The organism is Rhodococcus sp. OS5, assembly GCF_056837585.1.
The window spans coordinates 3,866,903-3,884,103 of the sequence record NZ_CM166368.1; the positions used below are offsets into that span (position 1 = coordinate 3,866,903).

23 protein-coding genes and 1 tRNA gene are annotated in these 17,201 nt (G+C 61.6%); 7 read left to right on the forward strand and 17 right to left on the reverse strand.

What is annotated here, in order from left to right; translation table 11 throughout:
- Positions 1 to 211: 211 nt before the first annotated feature.
- The 13 genes from ACVZUB_RS17970 to ACVZUB_RS18030 all read right to left on the reverse strand — a co-directional run bounded on the left by ACVZUB_RS17970 (position 212) and on the right by ACVZUB_RS18030 (position 7,450).
- Entirely contained in the window at positions 212 to 577 is a 366-nt protein-coding gene (locus ACVZUB_RS17970) for a hypothetical protein (protein ID WP_482627612.1), read from the reverse strand.
- 68 nt (positions 578 to 645) lie between these two features.
- Complete coding sequence (locus tag ACVZUB_RS17975) at positions 646 to 1,608, reverse strand: recombinase RecT (RefSeq protein ID WP_482627613.1); 963 nt, start codon at positions 1,606 to 1,608, stop codon at positions 646 to 648.
- On the reverse strand, positions 1,605 to 2,510 hold the full coding sequence (locus ACVZUB_RS17980) for a YqaJ viral recombinase family protein (RefSeq protein WP_482627614.1): 906 nt from the start codon (positions 2,508 to 2,510) through the stop codon (positions 1,605 to 1,607). The genes ACVZUB_RS17975 and ACVZUB_RS17980 overlap by 4 nt, the downstream gene beginning before the upstream one ends.
- On the reverse strand, positions 2,507 to 2,698 hold the full coding sequence (locus tag ACVZUB_RS17985) for a hypothetical protein (RefSeq protein WP_482627615.1): 192 nt from the start codon (positions 2,696 to 2,698) through the stop codon (positions 2,507 to 2,509). The genes ACVZUB_RS17980 and ACVZUB_RS17985 overlap by 4 nt, the downstream gene beginning before the upstream one ends.
- The gene (locus tag ACVZUB_RS17990; protein WP_482627616.1) at positions 2,695 to 3,012 is read right to left on the reverse strand and encodes a hypothetical protein; all 318 of its coding nucleotides are present in this window, start codon (positions 3,010 to 3,012) and stop codon (positions 2,695 to 2,697) included. Before ACVZUB_RS17990 ends, ACVZUB_RS17985 begins: the two co-directional genes overlap by 4 nt.
- Positions 3,009 to 3,719, reverse strand: a complete 711-nt coding sequence (locus ACVZUB_RS17995) for a hypothetical protein (protein ID WP_482627617.1) — start codon at positions 3,717 to 3,719, stop codon at positions 3,009 to 3,011. Before ACVZUB_RS17995 ends, ACVZUB_RS17990 begins: the two co-directional genes overlap by 4 nt.
- Positions 3,716 to 3,910 (reverse strand): hypothetical protein, encoded by a 195-nt coding sequence (locus ACVZUB_RS18000; protein ID WP_076948386.1) that lies wholly within the window; start codon positions 3,908 to 3,910, stop codon positions 3,716 to 3,718. The genes ACVZUB_RS17995 and ACVZUB_RS18000 overlap by 4 nt, the downstream gene beginning before the upstream one ends.
- Positions 3,911 to 4,220: 310 nt before the next feature.
- Complete coding sequence (locus ACVZUB_RS18005) at positions 4,221 to 4,592, reverse strand: hypothetical protein (protein WP_218695956.1); 372 nt, start codon at positions 4,590 to 4,592, stop codon at positions 4,221 to 4,223.
- A 118-nt stretch (positions 4,593 to 4,710) separates the two neighbouring features.
- Positions 4,711 to 4,887, reverse strand: a complete 177-nt coding sequence (locus tag ACVZUB_RS18010) for a hypothetical protein (RefSeq protein WP_156665928.1) — start codon at positions 4,885 to 4,887, stop codon at positions 4,711 to 4,713.
- Positions 4,884 to 5,135: a hypothetical protein gene (locus tag ACVZUB_RS18015; RefSeq protein WP_482627618.1), complete on the reverse strand. Its 252-nt coding sequence runs from the start codon at positions 5,133 to 5,135 to the stop codon at positions 4,884 to 4,886. The genes ACVZUB_RS18010 and ACVZUB_RS18015 overlap by 4 nt, the downstream gene beginning before the upstream one ends.
- A complete protein-coding gene (locus ACVZUB_RS18020; protein ID WP_482627619.1) occupies positions 5,132 to 5,893 on the reverse strand; it encodes a BRO family protein in 762 nt (253 codons plus the stop codon). The genes ACVZUB_RS18015 and ACVZUB_RS18020 overlap by 4 nt, the downstream gene beginning before the upstream one ends.
- Entirely contained in the window at positions 5,890 to 7,104 is a 1,215-nt protein-coding gene (locus ACVZUB_RS18025) for a hypothetical protein (RefSeq protein WP_482627620.1), read from the reverse strand. Before ACVZUB_RS18025 ends, ACVZUB_RS18020 begins: the two co-directional genes overlap by 4 nt.
- 46 nt (positions 7,105 to 7,150) lie before the next feature.
- The gene (locus ACVZUB_RS18030; RefSeq protein ID WP_134999456.1) at positions 7,151 to 7,450 is read right to left on the reverse strand and encodes a helix-turn-helix domain-containing protein; all 300 of its coding nucleotides are present in this window, start codon (positions 7,448 to 7,450) and stop codon (positions 7,151 to 7,153) included.
- A 140-nt stretch (positions 7,451 to 7,590) separates the two neighbouring features.
- On the opposite strand from ACVZUB_RS18030, the gene ACVZUB_RS18035 reads away from it, so the two are divergent.
- Genes ACVZUB_RS18035 through ACVZUB_RS18050 form a run of 4 tightly spaced genes read left to right on the forward strand, consistent with a single transcriptional unit; the run spans position 7,591 to position 9,775 of the window.
- Complete coding sequence (locus ACVZUB_RS18035) at positions 7,591 to 8,058, forward strand: helix-turn-helix domain-containing protein (protein ID WP_134999457.1); 468 nt, start codon at positions 7,591 to 7,593, stop codon at positions 8,056 to 8,058.
- Positions 8,051 to 8,425, forward strand: a complete 375-nt coding sequence (locus ACVZUB_RS18040) for an ImmA/IrrE family metallo-endopeptidase (RefSeq protein ID WP_176450567.1) — start codon at positions 8,051 to 8,053, stop codon at positions 8,423 to 8,425. The genes ACVZUB_RS18035 and ACVZUB_RS18040 overlap by 8 nt, the downstream gene beginning before the upstream one ends.
- A gap of 51 nt (positions 8,426 to 8,476) precedes the next feature.
- Complete coding sequence (locus tag ACVZUB_RS18045) at positions 8,477 to 8,644, forward strand: hypothetical protein (protein ID WP_209447609.1); 168 nt, start codon at positions 8,477 to 8,479, stop codon at positions 8,642 to 8,644.
- Between the two features lie 3 nt (positions 8,645 to 8,647).
- On the forward strand, positions 8,648 to 9,775 hold the full coding sequence (locus ACVZUB_RS18050; protein WP_482627621.1) for a tyrosine-type recombinase/integrase: 1,128 nt from the start codon (positions 8,648 to 8,650) through the stop codon (positions 9,773 to 9,775).
- Positions 9,776 to 9,866: 91 nt separating this feature from the next.
- On the opposite strand, the gene ACVZUB_RS18055 is transcribed toward ACVZUB_RS18050, so the two are convergent.
- The 4 genes from ACVZUB_RS18055 to ACVZUB_RS18070 all read right to left on the reverse strand — a co-directional run bounded on the left by ACVZUB_RS18055 (position 9,867) and on the right by ACVZUB_RS18070 (position 11,634).
- Positions 9,867 to 9,938, reverse strand: a tRNA-Val gene (locus ACVZUB_RS18055).
- Positions 9,939 to 9,970: 32 nt separating this feature from the next.
- Entirely contained in the window at positions 9,971 to 10,435 is a 465-nt protein-coding gene (locus ACVZUB_RS18060) for a peroxiredoxin (protein ID WP_003941619.1), read from the reverse strand.
- 35 nt (positions 10,436 to 10,470) lie between these two features.
- On the reverse strand, positions 10,471 to 10,896 hold the full coding sequence (locus tag ACVZUB_RS18065) for a DUF3052 domain-containing protein (protein WP_003941575.1): 426 nt from the start codon (positions 10,894 to 10,896) through the stop codon (positions 10,471 to 10,473).
- 177 nt (positions 10,897 to 11,073) lie between these two features.
- Positions 11,074 to 11,634: a hypothetical protein gene (locus ACVZUB_RS18070; protein WP_287487688.1), complete on the reverse strand. Its 561-nt coding sequence runs from the start codon at positions 11,632 to 11,634 to the stop codon at positions 11,074 to 11,076.
- Between the two features lie 233 nt (positions 11,635 to 11,867).
- On the opposite strand from ACVZUB_RS18070, the gene aceE reads away from it, so the two are divergent.
- The 3 genes from aceE (at position 11,868) to ACVZUB_RS18085 (ending at position 17,187) form a co-directional block, all read left to right on the forward strand.
- A complete protein-coding gene (gene aceE, locus ACVZUB_RS18075; protein ID WP_007735476.1) occupies positions 11,868 to 14,723 on the forward strand; it encodes a pyruvate dehydrogenase (acetyl-transferring), homodimeric type in 2,856 nt (951 codons plus the stop codon).
- A 99-nt stretch (positions 14,724 to 14,822) separates the two neighbouring features.
- Positions 14,823 to 16,151 carry a PucR family transcriptional regulator gene (locus ACVZUB_RS18080; RefSeq protein WP_003941635.1) on the forward strand — a complete coding sequence of 443 codons (1,329 nt, stop codon included), beginning with the start codon at positions 14,823 to 14,825 and terminating at the stop codon, positions 16,149 to 16,151.
- 127 nt (positions 16,152 to 16,278) lie between these two features.
- Positions 16,279 to 17,187: an ACP S-malonyltransferase gene (locus ACVZUB_RS18085; protein ID WP_064689135.1), complete on the forward strand. Its 909-nt coding sequence runs from the start codon at positions 16,279 to 16,281 to the stop codon at positions 17,185 to 17,187.
- Positions 17,188 to 17,201 lie beyond the last annotated feature (14 nt).

Here is a 17,201-nt window from a genome sequence, read left to right on the forward strand (position 1 = left end):
GTTGGTGTTTATGGGTTGGTAAATATGGTGGGGTGACATGGGTGTCACTTAGACTTGCTCGAAATGTCACTTAGACTTTGCGAAATGTCACTTAGACTTGCTCCAAATGTCACTTAGACTTTTCGGTCTGTTTTTTGAAATCGGTAGTTATCCACAGGATTTCGAACCTCTATCCACAGCCTGTGGAAACAATCTCTAGGTGACACCCATGTCACTTAGACTCTGCGCCATCAGGATCCAGAACAAGCCGATCGAGAACGTCTGGCGGAACCGTCAATTGGTACTCGTCCGCCAACTTCTGGTACCGATTCCCCTTTTTCGAACGAGTCACGAAACCGTTGTCTCGAAGCCACCCGAGGTTCCGGATGACGGTCCGCTCCGAGACCTCCATCGTGCGGCCCAGAAGTCCGATTCCGGGATAGATCCGCGACCCGTCGCTGTCCGAAAACGTCGCCAACATCAGCGCCAGATACTTCGCGCCCGAGGGCATGCTGACACGTCGGACGATGCCCTCCCAGACGAACCGATCGACCGACTGCTGCCCGTCCTCGAACTCGATCGCTGGCTCTGCCGTCATGGTTCAGTTCTCACCTTGCTCGCCCGGGCCGCCACCGAAGAGACGGCCCGAGCCTGTTGCAGTTGGACTTACTCGGCCGGTTCTTCGCCGGTTTCGAGAAACTGGATCGTGGTCGCCACCTCGGCGCTCGTCAGATCTTCGAGCCCGGAGAGTTCCTGTCCCTGCGGCCTCTCGAGTCGACTGGCGAAGAATGCCGCCCGCTCCGACACTTCGATCCCGTGCTTGTCCAGCGCTGCGAGCAATTCCTGCAGCTCGTCTGGCGTCGCACGCGCTTCGATGGCAGGCTGCTCCGGTTCGGCCGTCACACCGAGCGCGGCAGCCAAGCCAGCGGTGCCACCCTTCGGCGCCGGCGCACGTTCCGACGTCACCGACGTCGACTCGGCCTCGATCACCTGCACAGCGTCCTCGAGGACCATGCCCGAGAAGTCGTTCGGGTACGCCTTCTTCCATGCCGCAGCCTCCGCGCACTTCGCGAGCTGATTGGCCGGCATCTTCGCCCACATCGAATTCGGAACCTGCTGGCCATCTTTCGAATACGTCTGCACGTACTCGCCATACATCGCGACCGACGAGTACTTCACGCCGTTCTTGACGACGATGTACTTCGCTGCCAGCGGTGGACGATTCGGGTCCAGCCAGACATCATCCCATCCGCCGTCGGCGCCGCGCCAGAACGGACCCTCAACCGCGATGTCGTCACCAGCGAGACGCGCCAGACGATGACCGGTCACCCGGTAGCCGTCGATCCCCGTCTGGATCGTGTACTTCATGACCCACTCTTCGTCCTGACGCTTCGCCCGCTCGTTCCACACCTTGATCTTCGTGCGGCGACCGAGCATGTAGATCTGCTTAGCAAACGGATCCAGACCCGTGCGCTTCGCCTGATGGAAGAACAGGTCGAGGTCACCCTTCGGCGCATCCTCGACACCGAGCTGCCGAAGTGCCGCCACCTGCACATCGGTGAACGTCGACTGGGTCGGGTCGATAACGAGATCGGTGGTGTTTCCGCGTACTGCGATCTGATTTGTCATGCTGCAGGCCTTTCGATTTCGGCCGGATCGGCCTTCGTGTTGGATTTGAGTGCAATGCCCTTACCGTGCGGGCCGCGGGTCGCGATCAGCAGTCCACCGGCCTTCGCGGTCCTCGCCCCGGCCATCGCGTCGAGCACTCGGGACTTGACGCCAGTCAGCCGCTTCGCGACGTCCTTCTCCTCGGCGACGGTGGTCAGGTAGTCGTGAGCGAGATCCGGATCGAGCTGGACCTCTCGGTCATCGATGGCAGGATGTAGGCGCCGAACCGTCGCGTACGTGCTGATCGAGTCGTCGAGTTCCGGCGGAATCCCAGCGGCGAGGCTGGCATTCCATTCCCTTACGCGGTCGAGGATGAGTTCCGCGACGACCGGATCGTGCGCGATCGTGTAGATCTTCGGCTTGCCGTACTGCGGCCACAGGACGACGTCCGACGGGTCGAGCCAGCCGGTGACGATCTGCTGCCAGATCACCTGCGCGGTGTAGTCGGCGGGCACTTCGCCAGTTCCGTCGTCGCCCCACTCGGCGAGGTCGCGTGCTGTTTTCTTCTCCACGCCGCGGCGCTTCGATCCGCGTGAACCACGGGCGTCGACGGTGGCGGCGTTGGGGAATCCCAGTGCGTCATTGGTGTACTGGACCTCGGCTCGCGAGAGCTTCCACCCGGGATTCTTGTACCGCCAGTACTCGGCGGCCGCCAACTCCGCTGCATGCCCGTAGTCGAAATCGTCCTGCTGCGCCTTGCCGATCGGCTCCGAAGTCACGGTGCCGGCCATCTCGTGCCACAGCGAGAACTGCGACTTGAAACGCGAGATGCCGAGAATGGACGGGATCTTGGACGCGGTGATTATCTTCAGCCACTCCGGCGAGCCCGGTACGGCCTTCGTCGTCACGAGTCGCGAGGTCATCTTCTGCTCCGATCAGGTGTGAGGTTGTCGTGATGGGTGGCCCAGATATTGGCGCCGTACTGGACGTTCACGAGTCCGCGGTTCGCTATGTCGACGCTGCGGATGATTCCGGGCTTGGTCGCCAGAGTTGCTGGGTGCGTGTAGATCACCCGTTTGCCGACGTTCTCGATGGCTTCGGAGAGTTTCATTCCCACTCACCTCGCATTGCCGCCTGGACGTCCTCGCGACGTTCCGACTCGACACGCGCGCGTTTGAAGTCGGCCGGATCGCCCTGGCCGCCAAACACGCAGCTCGGTGCACACGGCGCGGACCGCCACTTCCCGCAGGTTCCACACCCCCAGGTGATGAAGCTCGGCACCGCGGGGAACGTCGCAGGCTCGCGGGTTGGGAACTTCTCGACGCAATCCGCGACGAGACTGTCGTACGCGTGATCGACCTGCTCACCGATCTCCTGCTCGTACCAGTCCGGGCTGTTGACCGGATCCTGCAGCGGGTCAGTCACTTCGCCGCCTTGGATGCACGCTTGGAGGTGCGCTTCGGCTTCTCAGGTTCGCGCGTCAGGAATTCTTTCCAATCCGACGCAGGCGCCCCGTGCTCGGCGATCCGCACCGGCATCAAGCAGCCGATAAAGTGGTCTCCGATTCGCACCAACGCTGGACGAGACGGCGTCGAAAGTCGCACGGTCGCATGGTCTCCCTTGCGCCACGCAGCATCCTTGAAGGCCGCAAACAGTGCTGTGTTCACACCCCAGAGATCGAGGTCGATCGGACGGTCCATCTCTTCGAGAAGGATTCCGGCGATGTCAGGGAACTTCTCGTCGGCGAGCGTGACCGTGAGTCTGGTCTCGCCGTCGGCGACGGTGAGCTCGCGACCCGAGCAGGTGAGTTCGACCTGAGGTGAGCGGCCATCGAGTGGGCCACCGATCACGCGAAGCAACCGGGTTGCCGTCGCGCGCGGCAAGACTCCAATATTGCTACCCGGACCACTCAGATCAGGGTTCGCTGAGCCGTCCGCCATTTTGGGCCACGGCTTGATCCGGACCAGACCGATACGGAATCGATCAGTCCCGGTGATCGTCAACTGCCCCTTGATCATCGACAGGTTGATCCCGCAAAGCATCGGGAGTTCGCGTTCCTTTCCTGCGAATTTGAGCCCGATAGTGACCGCCTTCGTGAGGTCGCCGCGGCTGATGCTGAATGTGATGCTCATGCTGTTGCCTCCGTGGTCCATTCGATTCGCTTCATTGCGTTGCCCCAGCCCTCGTGATTGGGGCCGTGGCCGGCGAGCTTGGCGCAGGTGAGATCTGGCTGCGTTGGGTGAGACTGCTTGCACGGGAGTCCGCGGCCGTGGCAGGGCTGACCGAGCTTCGTGCATTCGGTGTTGTGAATGTGGTCGGTCATGCCGCCACCGACTCAGCGTCGTGAAGCAACGCGTTCAGATGCGGATCACACTGCAGTGGAGTGCGGTTCGGATGGGATCGAGCCCATTCGTCTACGCGCGTGGAATCCAAACGCGTCCACTCGCCGTCGGGCCGCGACTGCCTGGCTCGTTTCTTTCGCTCAAGCTCACGCGCTGAGTAATCGAGGCAACGACAGCCGAAGTTGTTGTAGCCGGTCATGGTGCCGTGATTCGCGCGAGGGTGAACCAGTCGGCCTTCGATGAGGACCCGCTCTGCCATCCGAGCTGCCCGCTGAGTCGCGGTCGGGCGCCTCATGCTGCACCACCGATCGGGCCGAGCGACGCCATAGCGGCTACCAGCAGGATCGCGATCACCGCCACAATGACGATCGCGGCAACCTTGATGCGGCGGGACGACTTCGGCGCGGGCTCCAGTCCCCATTCAGCCCAGGTGTCGCGGTCGACCACAACCGGCTTCACCTCGTCAGCGAAGCGGATCGCTCCGTTCTCGATGGTGAGCGCGTCGAGATCGTCGTCATGGTCGACGTCGGAATCGCCGGGCCAGTCGAAAGCCTGCGCAGTGACGAGCGGATCGCTTGGACCGAGCACTGCGAGCGGCGACGATTCCAGGCACGATTCAGGCTGCACCGGTGCCGTTTTGGGCGTGTTTTGGGTATGCGTCATCACAAAATGTCCTTCGCAGGAGAAATGAGAGTGTGGGAAGTTTGGGCCGGTGGCGTCGGGTTGCCGGCCATCTGGACCGGCACGGTCCTACAGTGGTGACGCCACCGGAGTCTTTGGGCTACATCGGGATTGCGGCTCGGAGGCCAGCAGCGGCAGCGATCACCCTGTCAGCGGCGACGATCCGGTCAGCCTCTGACCGTGGAGCCGACGGGAGCTCGTACTCCTCGAGTGCGGCCTCGTAGACCTCGATCGCGGCGAGCGCACGCTGACGCTGAACCGCTACGACGGCCGTCACTTGATGTCCTCGAGCAGTTGAAACGCGCGGCTCACCAGGCGCGAGGGTGCCATCGTCGTGGGCCGCATCGGCTCAGTGACCTTGCTGCCGTCTTCCTGTCGGATGACCGTGCAGGTCACTCGGATGTGGTCGTAACGGTCGACGTCGACCTCATCGACGCGAAGGGTCCGAACATGGACATCGCGGGCATCGCGGTAGACCTGGCCGGCAACGATCCGTTCTCCGCTCGGGGTGGTGTACTCGTTCATGCTGCAGCCTCTTTCGTCCAGCGTTCGACTGCACGTGCAATCGCTTGCGCACCAGCGGGAGTGATCTTCAGCGTGTGCATGACCTCGCCTCTAAACCGTGGAGCGTCGTGGGCCTCGCAACGCTGGAAATATGCCTTCTTGTCGGCATATTCGGAGTAGCGCGTCTGGGGTACGACTTTGCCGTGCTTCTCCGAGAACCTGGACGACTTTTCGGCGTAGATCCAATTGCGTGCAATCAACTCGGCGCGTAGCCACGTCTCCCCTACGCCGAGTGTCGAGGCGACCGTGCGCACCGTCATCACATCGCTGCCGGCAACGAAGATGTCGACGTACGCGGCCTTGGGCTCGAGGACTGCAATCTTGGCATTGGCGGCTGACTCGCGTTCGAGTGCCGCGACGTACTTCTGTGCCACTTCGAGCTCAGTGAGTGCCGGCGCGGCCGAGTACGTTCCGGTCTTGCGGATCGAGGGCAGCACTTCGTGAGTGAGCCACCGCTTGACGGCTTTCGCTTTCGTTGACTGGCTGCCGAGGATCGCGGAATAGAAACCGGATTCGGAGATGACGGTCATATCCTGGTATCCGCCAGGGGTACGCACTGAGCGCGTACCCTTTTCGTCGTCGTCGAGGCGACGTGTCATGTCAGATGCCATGCGGTACTCGAGAAGTTTCGCGACATCCGCGGCGACGAACCACGGCTCGCCGTCATAGATCGGCGCCCGAAGTCCTACCGAATCATGAGTGAACACGTCGAGACTCATGCTGCGCCGCCGAGCTTGGCCTGAACCTCAAGCGCCTCAGCGATCTCGTCCGAGAAAGTGAAAGCACCATCACGCGGAAGGTAGACGTCATCCTCGCCGTCGACGCTGATGGCGATCATGTTCAGCGCTCGGTCATAGCGCGCCGAGATTCGAGGATCGTCGGCCTTCTCCGTCGGGGGCACCGAGGTGCCCCCGACGGAACCGGCCTCTCCTACTGTTAGGTCACCACAACCATCAACCGAAGGAGAAGTTTCATGGAATTCCGGAACGGAACCTGGACCAGTCAAACCCGGGCTGCGGACGCCGCTGGCATCGCCAAACTTGCGAACGACATCGTTCGCAACAGTTCCGACCCCGACGCTGTCACGGTCGCCAAGAAGATCAAGGCGATCGCGGAACGGCTCCAGAGCGAGCGATAGGGGCGCGAGCAAGTCAACGACTCGATTGTCATTGCCGATGCCTTCGGCCAGGAATGTCAACTGATCCACGAGGACTCGCACCAGATTGCGTTCGTGGTCAAAGGGCATCTCAGGTCCGATATTCGAAATGCACTCGATCAGGCGGCTTGTGTGCTCGAGTTGCGCATAGGGACGGTCTCCAACCAGCTGCAAAGGTCCGTCCGATGCTTCGGGTTGCGGATCTACCTTGGGGCTTCGACGCCACTGCGAGTCAGCATTGACTCCGTCGAGGATTGCCGAGAGAAGGCTACGGTCGAACGCCTTCAGGGTTTCAGCATCTCGACTCTTGGGTTCCTCGCTCGTAGCGGCAGGGATTTCGTCGTGCGTGGGTGGATTGTTGATTGCTCGCCCTGCTGGGTGGCGGTCACGAGCTTCCTGTTCGGACTTGCCAACCAGGCGAACGGACTCGGACTTGATCGCATTCGTCACGTTCACCGTGCCGGTGCCGAGCGCTTCGATCACTGCCGCCATGATGTCTTCACGGGTAAGCGGTTGTGCGGTAGTCTCTGTCATCAGATTCCTTTGCTTGGGATTCGGTTGGCCGTCATCTGTTGCTGCAGATGACGGCTTTTTCATGCGGTTCGCCTGAGTCGTTGCGGCTTCTCGCCGGACCTCCAGGCGATAGCGTCGGAAGGCAGGATCAGCCAGCGGGTCTTGCGACTTCCCGTCTGCCTTGCGCGCAATTCGCCACTCTGGCATGCCTTTAGGACCGTGTTGTATGAAGGGCTCGTCTGCGTTCCTGAACCTTCCCAACCGAGCAATCGCGCAATGCGTTCGGGAGGAAGAGGAATCTCACCAGTCACGCCGCCGCTCGATCCATCCGAGGAACACGCTTGCCGGTCGGCCGTTTCACGATGCGGGCACGGCGCTGAGCGACCTCCTCGACGGTTACGTCGAATGCTTCCTCGAAGTCAACAGCGAACGTCGTCATCACCGCACCGATGAACCGAGGGCTAGCTTCACTTCTGCCATTCGCCTGCCTGGACACGGTCGACGTCTCAATGCCCATCCGCTCAGCAAACTTTGTCATCGTTCGATGCTTTTCGAGCATCTTGTCGATCCAGTCCGAGCGCACCCGGACTGTCGCAATTTCAGGCATTCCAGCCTCCTGGTTCTTCTCTGTGAACTAGCGGTTCACGTCGCAGAACAGAAGTTACATCATTGGTATTTCATGCGCAACCATCAGTTTGGTTCTGGCAACTGCTTGCCTCGTTGCATGTGCGCAACTAGGCTGGTCGCATGACGGAAACACGATGGTGGGCGTACGTACAGAAGCTGATCGGAAACGACACAGCTCAGGACGCGGCAAAGCGCGCAGGATTCAGCAAGAGCGCATTCACGCGATGGAAGCAGGGAGCCAACGCTGATCCGGAATTCGTTGTTCAACTGGCTCGTGCGTACAAAGTGAACATCGTTGAAGCATTGGCGGAATCTGGGCTGATCACGGATGACGAAGCTGCACTGCGCCTCGTTCCGGTCGGCAAAACTGAAATCCTCCGCTCCATCTCGATTGCCGAACTGGCTGAAGAAATAATTCGGAAGGCCAAGGAGCTACCTCGTAGTGAGTCCGACGCTCCGGACAACATCCGAGCATTGGCCCCGAGTGATCGACCAGACGAGGTTGACCATCGAGCTCTACGATCCGTCGCCGACAAGTCCCCTCGAGAGGACGGACATGGAGGTGACGAGAGTGCTTGGGATGCTTGAGCGAATCGCCTCCGGACTGGGGGTCCGAATCATCGAGGCTCCTCCCCCGGAAGGGAAAGGGTGTTACTCCCATCAGTCCGGGCTGATCGTTCTAGCGCCCTGGCTTAGCCACCGAGAGAAGGTGGGCACCCTGGGGCACGAACTCGGGCACGCAATTGCGGGCGATGAAGCTGTCGACGATCCGCGATTCACTGCCAGGCAAGAGCGCGCGGCAGACCAGTTTGCAGCGAGACTCCTGATCAATCGCCGTGAGGTTGAGATCGCAGAGCGCGCCTATGGTCCGAACTGGCCGAAGATCGCACACGAACTTGGCGTCACTGAACACCTACTTGGCGTGTGGATGGAGATGCACGCCAGCAGGAATTGATATCCGACCGCGACATCGGAGCATGAGCGGCATTTTCCAGGGAGGGATGCAATGAACGAACCTGAGCCGACGGCTGCCAACGATATCGACATAGAGGCGCTGATCAAGAGCGACGAGCCGTACCTGTCCTGCAAATTCTTCGGCGAACCCGATTCGCGCGATGTGTGGGATGCCGAAGTCGAAGCGCCGGATGACCCCGGCGACGAATGGGGAGCATGACCCGTGGCGACGATCAAGTCCTACGACACAAAATCCGGTCTGCGCTACAAAGTCCGGTATATGAAACCGGACGGCTCACAGGGGTCCAAAGGAGGGTTTCCGAGCAAGCCAGCCGCGGAAAGCTTCGCCAATCGTATCGAGGTCCGGAAACTTGATGGTGAATTTGTCGACCCCAAGCACGGCAAACTGACAGTCGAGTCTCTCGCTCAACCGTGGCTCGACACCAAGAAGGCGAAGCTGAAGGCCTCGGCCTACAAGCCGCTCGAATCGGCGTGGAGGGTTCACGTAAAGCCCGAGTGGGGCACTGTGCGAATTGCGGACATCGAAGTCACGATGGTCGAGGACTGGATCACGGACCTAGTCACCGATCAGAGGGACCCCGCGAATCCGGAAGTGATCATCAAGAAGGCTGCGAGCGCGACAACGGTGATCCGTGCGCACGCAGTTCTCTCCGGGTTGCTCGACCGGGCGGTGCGAGACCGAAAGATCCTCGCAAACAAGGCTCGCGATGTAGACAACCTGCCGCGGAAAGTTGCGAAGCGGAAGATCTATCTGACCCACGCTCAGGTCGCCTCGCTTGCCGATAGCGCCGGCGAATGGTCGACCCTCGTCCTGTTCCTGGCGTATTGCGGCCTCCGATGGGGCGAGGCGATCGGACTGCAAGTTGGCGACCTGGACCTTCTGCGCCGGCGCGTGAGCGTCAACCGGAACGCTGTAGAGGTCGGGTCGGAGATCGTCGTCGGGACGCCGAAGTCGAACAAGCCGCGTTCGATCCCTATCCCCGCATTCCTTGTAGACGAGCTTTCGAAGCAGTGCGTCGGAAAGGGCCGCGAGTCGCTGGTCTTCTCGGGACCGGATGGCGACTTCATGCGTCGGCCGAAGACACCACGCGGGTGGTTCATCCGGGCTGTAGAGGCTGCAGAGCTCCCGACGATCACTCCACACGACCTTCGGCACACCGCGGCGTCACTGGCAATCTCAGCGGGTGCAAACGTGAAGGCTGTGCAGAGGATGCTCGGTCACGAGTCCGCGGCGCTCACCTTGGACGTATACGCAGAACTATTTGACGACGATCTCGACACCGTCGCGAGCGCGCTGGATCGGGCTCGACTGGCTGTCATTAATTCGTAGGCTGTCCGAAAACTGTCCGCTCTCGCGAAGCTCACGATAATTTTGGGCGCAAAAAAGCCCCTCACCTGCACTCGCAGATGAGGGGCTTTTGTGGGCGCGGAGGGTTTCGAACCCCCGACCGCTGGTGTGTAAAACCAGAGCTCTACCACTGAGCTACACGCCCGAACTCCCGGTGAGACCCTCACCGGGAGTGCTCTAAGACTCTAGCGCGGCAAGCGCGTTTGCCCAAAGTCCGTGGTCACGGGCTTCTCCGGGGCCGTTCATCTCGGCAAAACGAATGATTCCGTCTTTGTCGATGACAAAGGTGCCACGATTCGCGAAGCCCAACTTGTCGTTGAACACCTCGTACTTCTGAGCGACCTCACCGTGCGGCCAGAAGTCCGACAGCAAGGGAAATGTGTATCCCTGCTCAGCTGACCAGATCTTGTGAGTCGGCGAAGCACCGACAGAAATCGCGAGAATGGCGGTGTCGTCGTTCTCGAACTTCGGAAGCTCGTCACGGACCTTGCAGAGTTCCCCCTGACAAGTCCCGGTGAAGGCCAACGGATAGAAGACCAGCAGAACGTTCTTCTTACCGCGGAAATCTGCTAGCGAGACTTCCTGGTTGTTCTGGTCCTTCAAGGTGAAATCCGGTGCCTGGGCACCAACTTCGAGAGGCATGTGCGATTCCTTGGGAAAGTGCGGAAAGGACCGGGTCAGCGCTTGTTGGCCGGACGAGCCTTCGGCTGAACCAGTCGACTTCCCGACCAGTCACCGAGGTTGGCTGCCGATGTCTGCGTCAGGCCGGCAGTCGGCGCCGATTCGGCGATCTCGCTGGGCTCGACGTGTCCGTCGAGACCGGTCTTGGGAGTGAGAACCCACACGAAGCCTTCGTCGGCGAGGGGCCCGATGGCATCCATCAAGGCATCTACCAGGTCACCGTCCTCGTCGCGCCACCACAGCAGCACGACGTCGATGACCTCGTCGGAATCCTCGTCGAGCATTTCCCCGCCGATGGTTTCCTCAACCGCGGCACGAATGCCGTCGTCGGTATCCTCATCCCAGCCCAGTTCCTGCACCACCATGTCAGTGGTAATCCCGAGTTTCTGAGCGTAGTTCTGGGCATCCGCCGCGGCGACCACGGTGGGGTCCTCCTTTTGTTGATGGTGTGTGGCGACCCCGCACACCTACCGTTTGACGATCAATTAGGGAAAGCGAACATGGTCTGAGGCGTTAGCGCAAGCCGACCACGCCGAAAACTTTCACCAAAGATCGTCTTCTGACACACGGCGAACCTTACGCCTGCGGATTACCGCAGGTCACAGGGATCCACATTCATCGAAGATCGACCTGCGAATCGAATTGCTCGTATCGCTGATCGAATTGATTTCATCGGCCGAATGATCACTCTCGATCACGACAGCAGATGAACGTAGGTTCGCGGCCAATTCGGCGAACAGTCCGGAAAGTTGCGTCGGAAGTTCACTCGAGACCGAGTCGAACCACGAGGCCGTCTCCCTTGCCGAGGAAGCAGCAGCGCTTGCTTCGGCTCTCAGGTCGGTCTCACCATGATTTCCGGCGTCGACGTAGGCATTGAACGCAACCACGTCGTTTTTCGATCGAGAGACCGCTTCCTCACAGATCGCGAACGCCGCCTCTGCCGCATCTGCCGCCGCTTTCGACGAGGACGCGGCGGCCATCGAAATACTCACCTCGGATTGGTATGCAGCCACGTGCGCTTCATTGGGTACTGCCGATCCGGTCACCGCCGCCGAACATCCCACGATCACCGACAGTCCCACTGCGATCGATCCGACCGAGACCCACGCCCCGACCCTGCCGTAATTGATTTCTTTGTTTATTTTTTCCCACCCCTTCATACGTTCCGATCGATCCCCCAAGCCTGTGACTACGGGGAACCATCACACCCCTGCGTCACGCCGAAAAACGCTACCCGAGAGTAACCAGAGGCGAGGTGTGCCGGACCGACCGGGATGGTGAAAGATGAGGTACGCGCCATATTCACGATGGAAGTGCGTCGGACCTAACAAGGCCTCGATCACCTATGTAAGGACGCCCCACCACGCGTCCCCAAACCAATGAGGAGCACACGTTGTCTGACCTGATCCAGGGTCCCGCGTCCGGGCAGAACGCCGATTCCGGCGCCGCCGGCGAGTCGGGTTCGCCCGCGTCGAATACGCCGGGGGGAACCGACGGTCGCGTTCGCGTCATTCGCGAAGGTGTTGCGTCGTACCTGCCGGACATCGATCCGGACGAGACCACCGAATGGCTCGAATCATTCGACGGACTTCTGGATCGATCCGGACCCACGCGTGCCCGCTACCTCATGCTCCGCATGCTCGAACGCGCCGGTGAGAAGCATGTCGCACTCCCCGCGCTCACTTCGACCGACTACGTCAACACGATTCCGACCGAAAACGAGCCGTGGTTCCCCGGTGACGAAGAGGTCGAGCGCCGCTATCGCGCCTGGATCCGTTGGAACGCCGCGATCATGGTCCACCGCGCTCAGCGACCGGGCGTCGGCGTCGGTGGACACATCTCGACCTACGCCTCGTCGGCAGCGTTGTACGAGGTCGGCTTCAACCACTTCTTCCGTGGCAAGGACCATCCCGGCGGCGGCGACCACATCTTCATCCAGGGTCACGCCTCCCCCGGCATCTACGCACGCGCCTTCCTCGAGGGCCGCATCCCCGCGGAACAGCTCGACGGATTCCGCCAGGAGAAGTCCCACGCCGACTTCGGCGGCGCACTGCCGTCCTACCCGCACCCACGGCTGCTTCCCGACTTCTGGGAATTCCCGACGGTCTCGATGGGCCTCGGTCCGATGAACGCCATCTACCAGGCCCGGTTCAACCACTACCTCAACGACCGCGGCATCAAGGACACCACCGATCAACACGTGTGGGCGTTCCTCGGCGACGGCGAAATGGACGAGCCCGAGTCACGCGGCCTCGCTCACGTCGCGGCAACCGAAGGCCTCGACAACCTCACGTTCGTCGTGAACTGCAACCTCCAACGCCTCGACGGCCCGGTCCGCGGCAACGGAAAGATCATCCAGGAACTGGAATCGTTCTTCCGCGGTGCCGGCTGGAACGTCATCAAGGTCGTCTGGGGTCGCGAGTGGGATGCGCTGCTGCACGCCGATCGCGACGGCGCACTGGTCAACCTGATGAACGTGACGCCGGACGGTGACTACCAGACGTACAAGGCCAACGACGGCGCGTTCGTACGCGATCACTTCTTCGGACGTGACCCCCGCACCAAGGAACTGGTCAAGGACCTCACAGACCAGGAAATCTGGAACCTCAAGCGCGGTGGCCACGACTACCGCAAGGTCCACGCCGCCTACGCAGCGGCCATGGCACACAAGGGCCAGCCGACGGTCATTCTGGCGCACACCATCAAGGGCTACACCCTCGGTAAGCACTTCGAGGGCCGCAACGCCACGCACCAGATGAAGAAGCTGACGCTGGACGATCTCAAGGCGTTCCGCGACATGCAGCACATCCCGATCTCGGATGCCGAGCTCGAGAAGGATCCGTACCTGCCTCCGTACTACCACCCGGGCGCGGACGCTCCCGAGATCAAGTACATGCTCGACCGTCGTAAAGCACTCGGCGGGTTCCTGCCTTCCCGCAACACCGATGCTGCTCCGCTCAAGCTCCCCGAGGACAAGACGTACGACGTCATCCGCAAGGGTTCGGGCAAGCAGGAAGTCGCCACCACCATGGCGATCGTGCGCATCCTCAAGGAACTGTTGCGCGACAAGGAGATCGGCAAGCGCATCGTGCCGATCATCCCGGACGAGGCTCGCACGTTCGGTATGGACTCGTGGTTCCCGTCGCTGAAGATCTACAACCGCAACGGTCAGCTCTACACGTCCGTCGACGCCGAACTGATGCTCGCCTACAAGGAGAGCCCGATCGGCCAGATCCTGCACGAGGGCATCAACGAGGCCGGTTCGACGGCATCGTTCACCGCAGTCGGCACGTCGTACGCCACCCACGGTGAACCGATGATTCCGCTGTACATCTTCTACTCGATGTTCGGTTTCCAGCGCACCGGCGACGGCCTGTGGGCGGCCGCCGACCAGATGGCTCGCGGATTCGTTCTCGGCGCCACCGCCGGTCGTACCACTCTGACCGGTGAAGGTCTCCAGCACGCCGACGGACACTCGCTGCTCCTGGCATCCACCAACCCCGCAGCTGTCACGTACGACGCCGCGTTCTCGTACGAGTTGGCGCACATCGTCAAGGACGGCTTGCGCCGCATGTACGGCGGCACCGAGGGCGTCGACGGTTTCGGTGGCGAGAACATCTTCTACTACCTGACCATCTACAACGAGCCGTACGTTCAGCCGGCCGAGCCCGAAGGTCTCGACGTCGAGGGCTTGCTCAAGGGCATCTACCTCTACAAGACGTCCGAAGCAGCCGGCCCGAAGGCACAGATCCTCGTATCCGGTGTCGCGATGCCCGAGGGTCTACGTGCGCAGAAGCTACTTGCCGACGAATGGGGCGTCTCGGCCGACGTCTGGTCGGTCACGTCCTGGGGTGAGCTGCGCCGCGAAGGCGTCGAATGCGAACGTCAGGCGCTGCTCAATCCGTCCGAGGATGCTCCGGTTCCCTTCGTCACCACGGCGTTGTCGTCGGCCCAAGGCCCCGTCGTTGCGGCTTCGGACTGGATGCGGGCGGTCTCGGACCAGATCCGTCAGTGGGTTCCCGGCGACTACACCACGCTCGGCACGGACGGGTTCGGGTTCTCCGACACCCGCACTGCAGCGCGTCGCTACTTCAACGTCGATGCCGAGTCCATCGTCGTTGCCGTGCTGATCGGTTTGGCGAAGGAAGGATCGATCGAGCGGTCGAAGGCCGTCGAAGCAGCGAGCCGATACCGCATCGACGACGTGAATGCTGCTCCCGAGCAGACCGGGGACACCGGTAGCGCCTAAGTCGTAGGGCAACAGTCCCAGCGATCGAAAACAGACCTACGCCCATCGCCGCGGGTGTCATCTCGACATCCGCTGCGGCGATGGGCGTAGGTTTTTCTCATGCCCGAACCTGATCCCGAGAAACCCGAAGAGGGCGTACGCCGCACTCGACCACAGTCGTCCGGGTTGCAGGCTGTACTCGCCCGCCGTCGTCAGGTTCGCGATCCACTTCCAGAAGCCTTGCTCCGCCGCGTCAAACAGTTCTCCGGCCGGCTCTCCACCGAGGCCGTGACCGTGATGGAGGAGCAGCTTCCGTTCTTCGACAGTCTCGACGCTTCGCAACGCGCCGACGTTCAACTGTTGGTGCAGACGTCGGTGGTGAATTTCCTGGAATGGCTGCGGCAACTCGACTCGGAGATCAGCTTCGGATACGAGTCGTTTCCGGTCATCCCTCAGGATCTTGCTCGACAGCTCACGCTGCGCCAGACCGTCGACATGGTCCGGGTGGCGATGGAGTTCTTCGAGAAATGGCTGCCGGCTCTCGCCCGCAACGATCAGCAGCTGATCGCGCTGACAGAAGCCGTCCTGCGCTACGGGCGTGAACTCGGTTTCGCAGCAGCGACGGTGTACGCAAGCGCTGCCGAGTCGCGGGGTGCCCTGGACACGCGACTGGAAGCGCTCGTCGTCGACGCCGTCGTGCAGGGAGACACCGGCTCGGACATGCTCTCTCGCGCCGCCACCTTGAACTGGGATGCCACGGCTCCGGCCACCGTCATCGTCGGGTCTCCCCCGCCGGACGAGCGGGTCTCGGTTGCCGGCACCGTCCACGCGACTGCCGCCGCGCACGGGCGCGCTGTTCTCGCCGTGGTGCAGGGTCCGCGACTGGTGATGATCGTCAGCGGCGAGCTGAGCAGTAAGACGGAAGGCAGCCAATTCCTTCAAGACCTGCTCATGAGTTTCGCCGACGAGCCGGTGGTGATCGGCCCGACGACACCCTCGTTGAGCGCAGCGCACTTCAGTGCGTCCGAAGCTCTGGCGGGAATCAAGGCTGTTGCCGGGTGGCGCGGCGCACCTCGTCCCGTTTTCGCGACTGAACTGCTCCCGGAACGGGCACTACTGGGAGACGCCGCTGCCGTGAAGGCTCTTCGCGATTTCCTCGTCGCACCTTTAGCTGAATCCGGCACAGTCTTGACCGATACTTTAGACAGTTATCTCGACTGTGGAGGTGCGGTTGAGACTTGTGCACGTCTTCTGTTTGTTCATCCAAATACCGTTCGGTACCGCTTGAAGCGAATCGCCGAAGTTACCGGCCGGGATCCAACGAATCCACGCGACGCGTATGTACTACGGATCGCCGCTACCGTGGGCCGATTGACACAAATCGATCTCAAATCGAACAATTCGGTTACTTCAGTCACATCTTTAACATCCGGACAAACAAACCTGTAACCCCTGAGCGTCCAATTTCGATGGCCGAGCGCGACGTGGGATTTTGTGGGAACCCTACAAAACACTTCGCCAGAGTTCATCGCGACCGACATCTCGCAGGTCGCTCGCGGCGGTGTTCTCTTAATAAGTGATTTCGTTGCTCGCCCCGGGACAGGGCTCTCAGACACCCGGCATGCTCAGCCCCTGGCTGGCACTGCCCGGAGCACAAGACCGCCTCGAAGTGTGGTCGAAGGCAGCCGGCCTGGACCTCGTCCGACTCGGCACGACCGCGACCGCCGAAGAAATCACCGACACCTCGGTAACCCAGCCCCTCGTCGTTGCCGCTGCTCTGCTGGCATACGAGGAAATCGAATCACGTGGGCTCCTCGGCGCCGACGTCATCGCTGCCGGCCATTCGGTGGGTGAACTTGCCGCTGCTGCGGTCGCCGGTGTTATCTCCGCTGACGACGCGGTCGCGCTTGCCGCCCTCCGTGGCGCCGAGATGGCCAAGGCTTGTGCGCTCGAGCCCACGGGCATGTCAGCCGTTCTCGGTGGAGACGAAGCCGAAGTGCTCGCACGAATCGAAGAACTCGGGCTGGAAGCAGCCAACCGCAATGCGGCCGGCCAGATCGTGGCGGCCGGACTGCTCACCGCGCTCGAAGAACTCGCAGCAAACGCACCCGAAAAGGCCCGAGTCCGCGCACTACCCGTCGCCGGAGCTTTCCACACCCGCTTCATGGCGCCGGCGCAGGACGCCGTCGCAGCTGCTGCCGCCAAGATCACCCCTTCCGATCCGACGCGCACGCTGCTTTCCAACTCGGATGGCGCACCCGTCTCCTCGGGCGCCGACGCCCTCACCAAGCTTGCCGCGCAGGTAACCCGCCCCGTTCGTTGGGACCTCTGCTCCGCGTCGTTGCGGACAGCAGAAGTCAGCGCGATCGTGGAACTCCCGCCGGCCGGAACCCTCGTCGGAATTGCCAAGCGTGAAATGCGTGGCACACCGACGGTGGCCCTCAAGAACCCGGAGGATATCTCCGCACTGTCCGAGCTGACCTAGCTCGGACGCCCACC

What these genes read in the sequence shown, in the direction of transcription:
- ACVZUB_RS17970 (WP_482627612.1), bottom strand. Translation starts at nt 577, where the DNA reads ATGACGGCAGAGCCAGCGATCGAGTTCGAGGACGGGCAGCAGTCGGTC.
- ACVZUB_RS17975 (WP_482627613.1), bottom strand. Translation starts at nt 1,608, where the DNA reads ATGACAAATCAGATCGCAGTACGCGGAAACACCACCGATCTCGTTATC.
- ACVZUB_RS17980 (WP_482627614.1), bottom strand. Translation starts at nt 2,510, where the DNA reads ATGACCTCGCGACTCGTGACGACGAAGGCCGTACCGGGCTCGCCGGAG.
- ACVZUB_RS17985 (WP_482627615.1), bottom strand. Translation starts at nt 2,698, where the DNA reads ATGAAACTCTCCGAAGCCATCGAGAACGTCGGCAAACGGGTGATCTAC.
- ACVZUB_RS17995 (WP_482627617.1), bottom strand. Translation starts at nt 3,719, where the DNA reads ATGAGCATCACATTCAGCATCAGCCGCGGCGACCTCACGAAGGCGGTC.
- ACVZUB_RS18000 (WP_076948386.1), bottom strand. Translation starts at nt 3,910, where the DNA reads ATGACCGACCACATTCACAACACCGAATGCACGAAGCTCGGTCAGCCC.
- ACVZUB_RS18005 (WP_218695956.1), bottom strand. Translation starts at nt 4,592, where the DNA reads ATGACGCATACCCAAAACACGCCCAAAACGGCACCGGTGCAGCCTGAA.
- ACVZUB_RS18015 (WP_482627618.1), bottom strand. Translation starts at nt 5,135, where the DNA reads ATGAACGAGTACACCACCCCGAGCGGAGAACGGATCGTTGCCGGCCAG.
- ACVZUB_RS18020 (WP_482627619.1), bottom strand. Translation starts at nt 5,893, where the DNA reads ATGAGTCTCGACGTGTTCACTCATGATTCGGTAGGACTTCGGGCGCCG.
- ACVZUB_RS18030 (WP_134999456.1), bottom strand. Translation starts at nt 7,450, where the DNA reads ATGCCTGAAATTGCGACAGTCCGGGTGCGCTCGGACTGGATCGACAAG.
- ACVZUB_RS18035 (WP_134999457.1), top strand. Translation starts at nt 7,591, where the DNA reads ATGACGGAAACACGATGGTGGGCGTACGTACAGAAGCTGATCGGAAAC.
- ACVZUB_RS18040 (WP_176450567.1), top strand. Translation starts at nt 8,051, where the DNA reads ATGCTTGAGCGAATCGCCTCCGGACTGGGGGTCCGAATCATCGAGGCT.
- ACVZUB_RS18045 (WP_209447609.1), top strand. Translation starts at nt 8,477, where the DNA reads ATGAACGAACCTGAGCCGACGGCTGCCAACGATATCGACATAGAGGCG.
- ACVZUB_RS18060 (WP_003941619.1), bottom strand. Translation starts at nt 10,435, where the DNA reads ATGCCTCTCGAAGTTGGTGCCCAGGCACCGGATTTCACCTTGAAGGAC.
- ACVZUB_RS18070 (WP_287487688.1), bottom strand. Translation starts at nt 11,634, where the DNA reads ATGAAGGGGTGGGAAAAAATAAACAAAGAAATCAATTACGGCAGGGTC.
- ACVZUB_RS18080 (WP_003941635.1), top strand. Translation starts at nt 14,823, where the DNA reads ATGCCCGAACCTGATCCCGAGAAACCCGAAGAGGGCGTACGCCGCACT.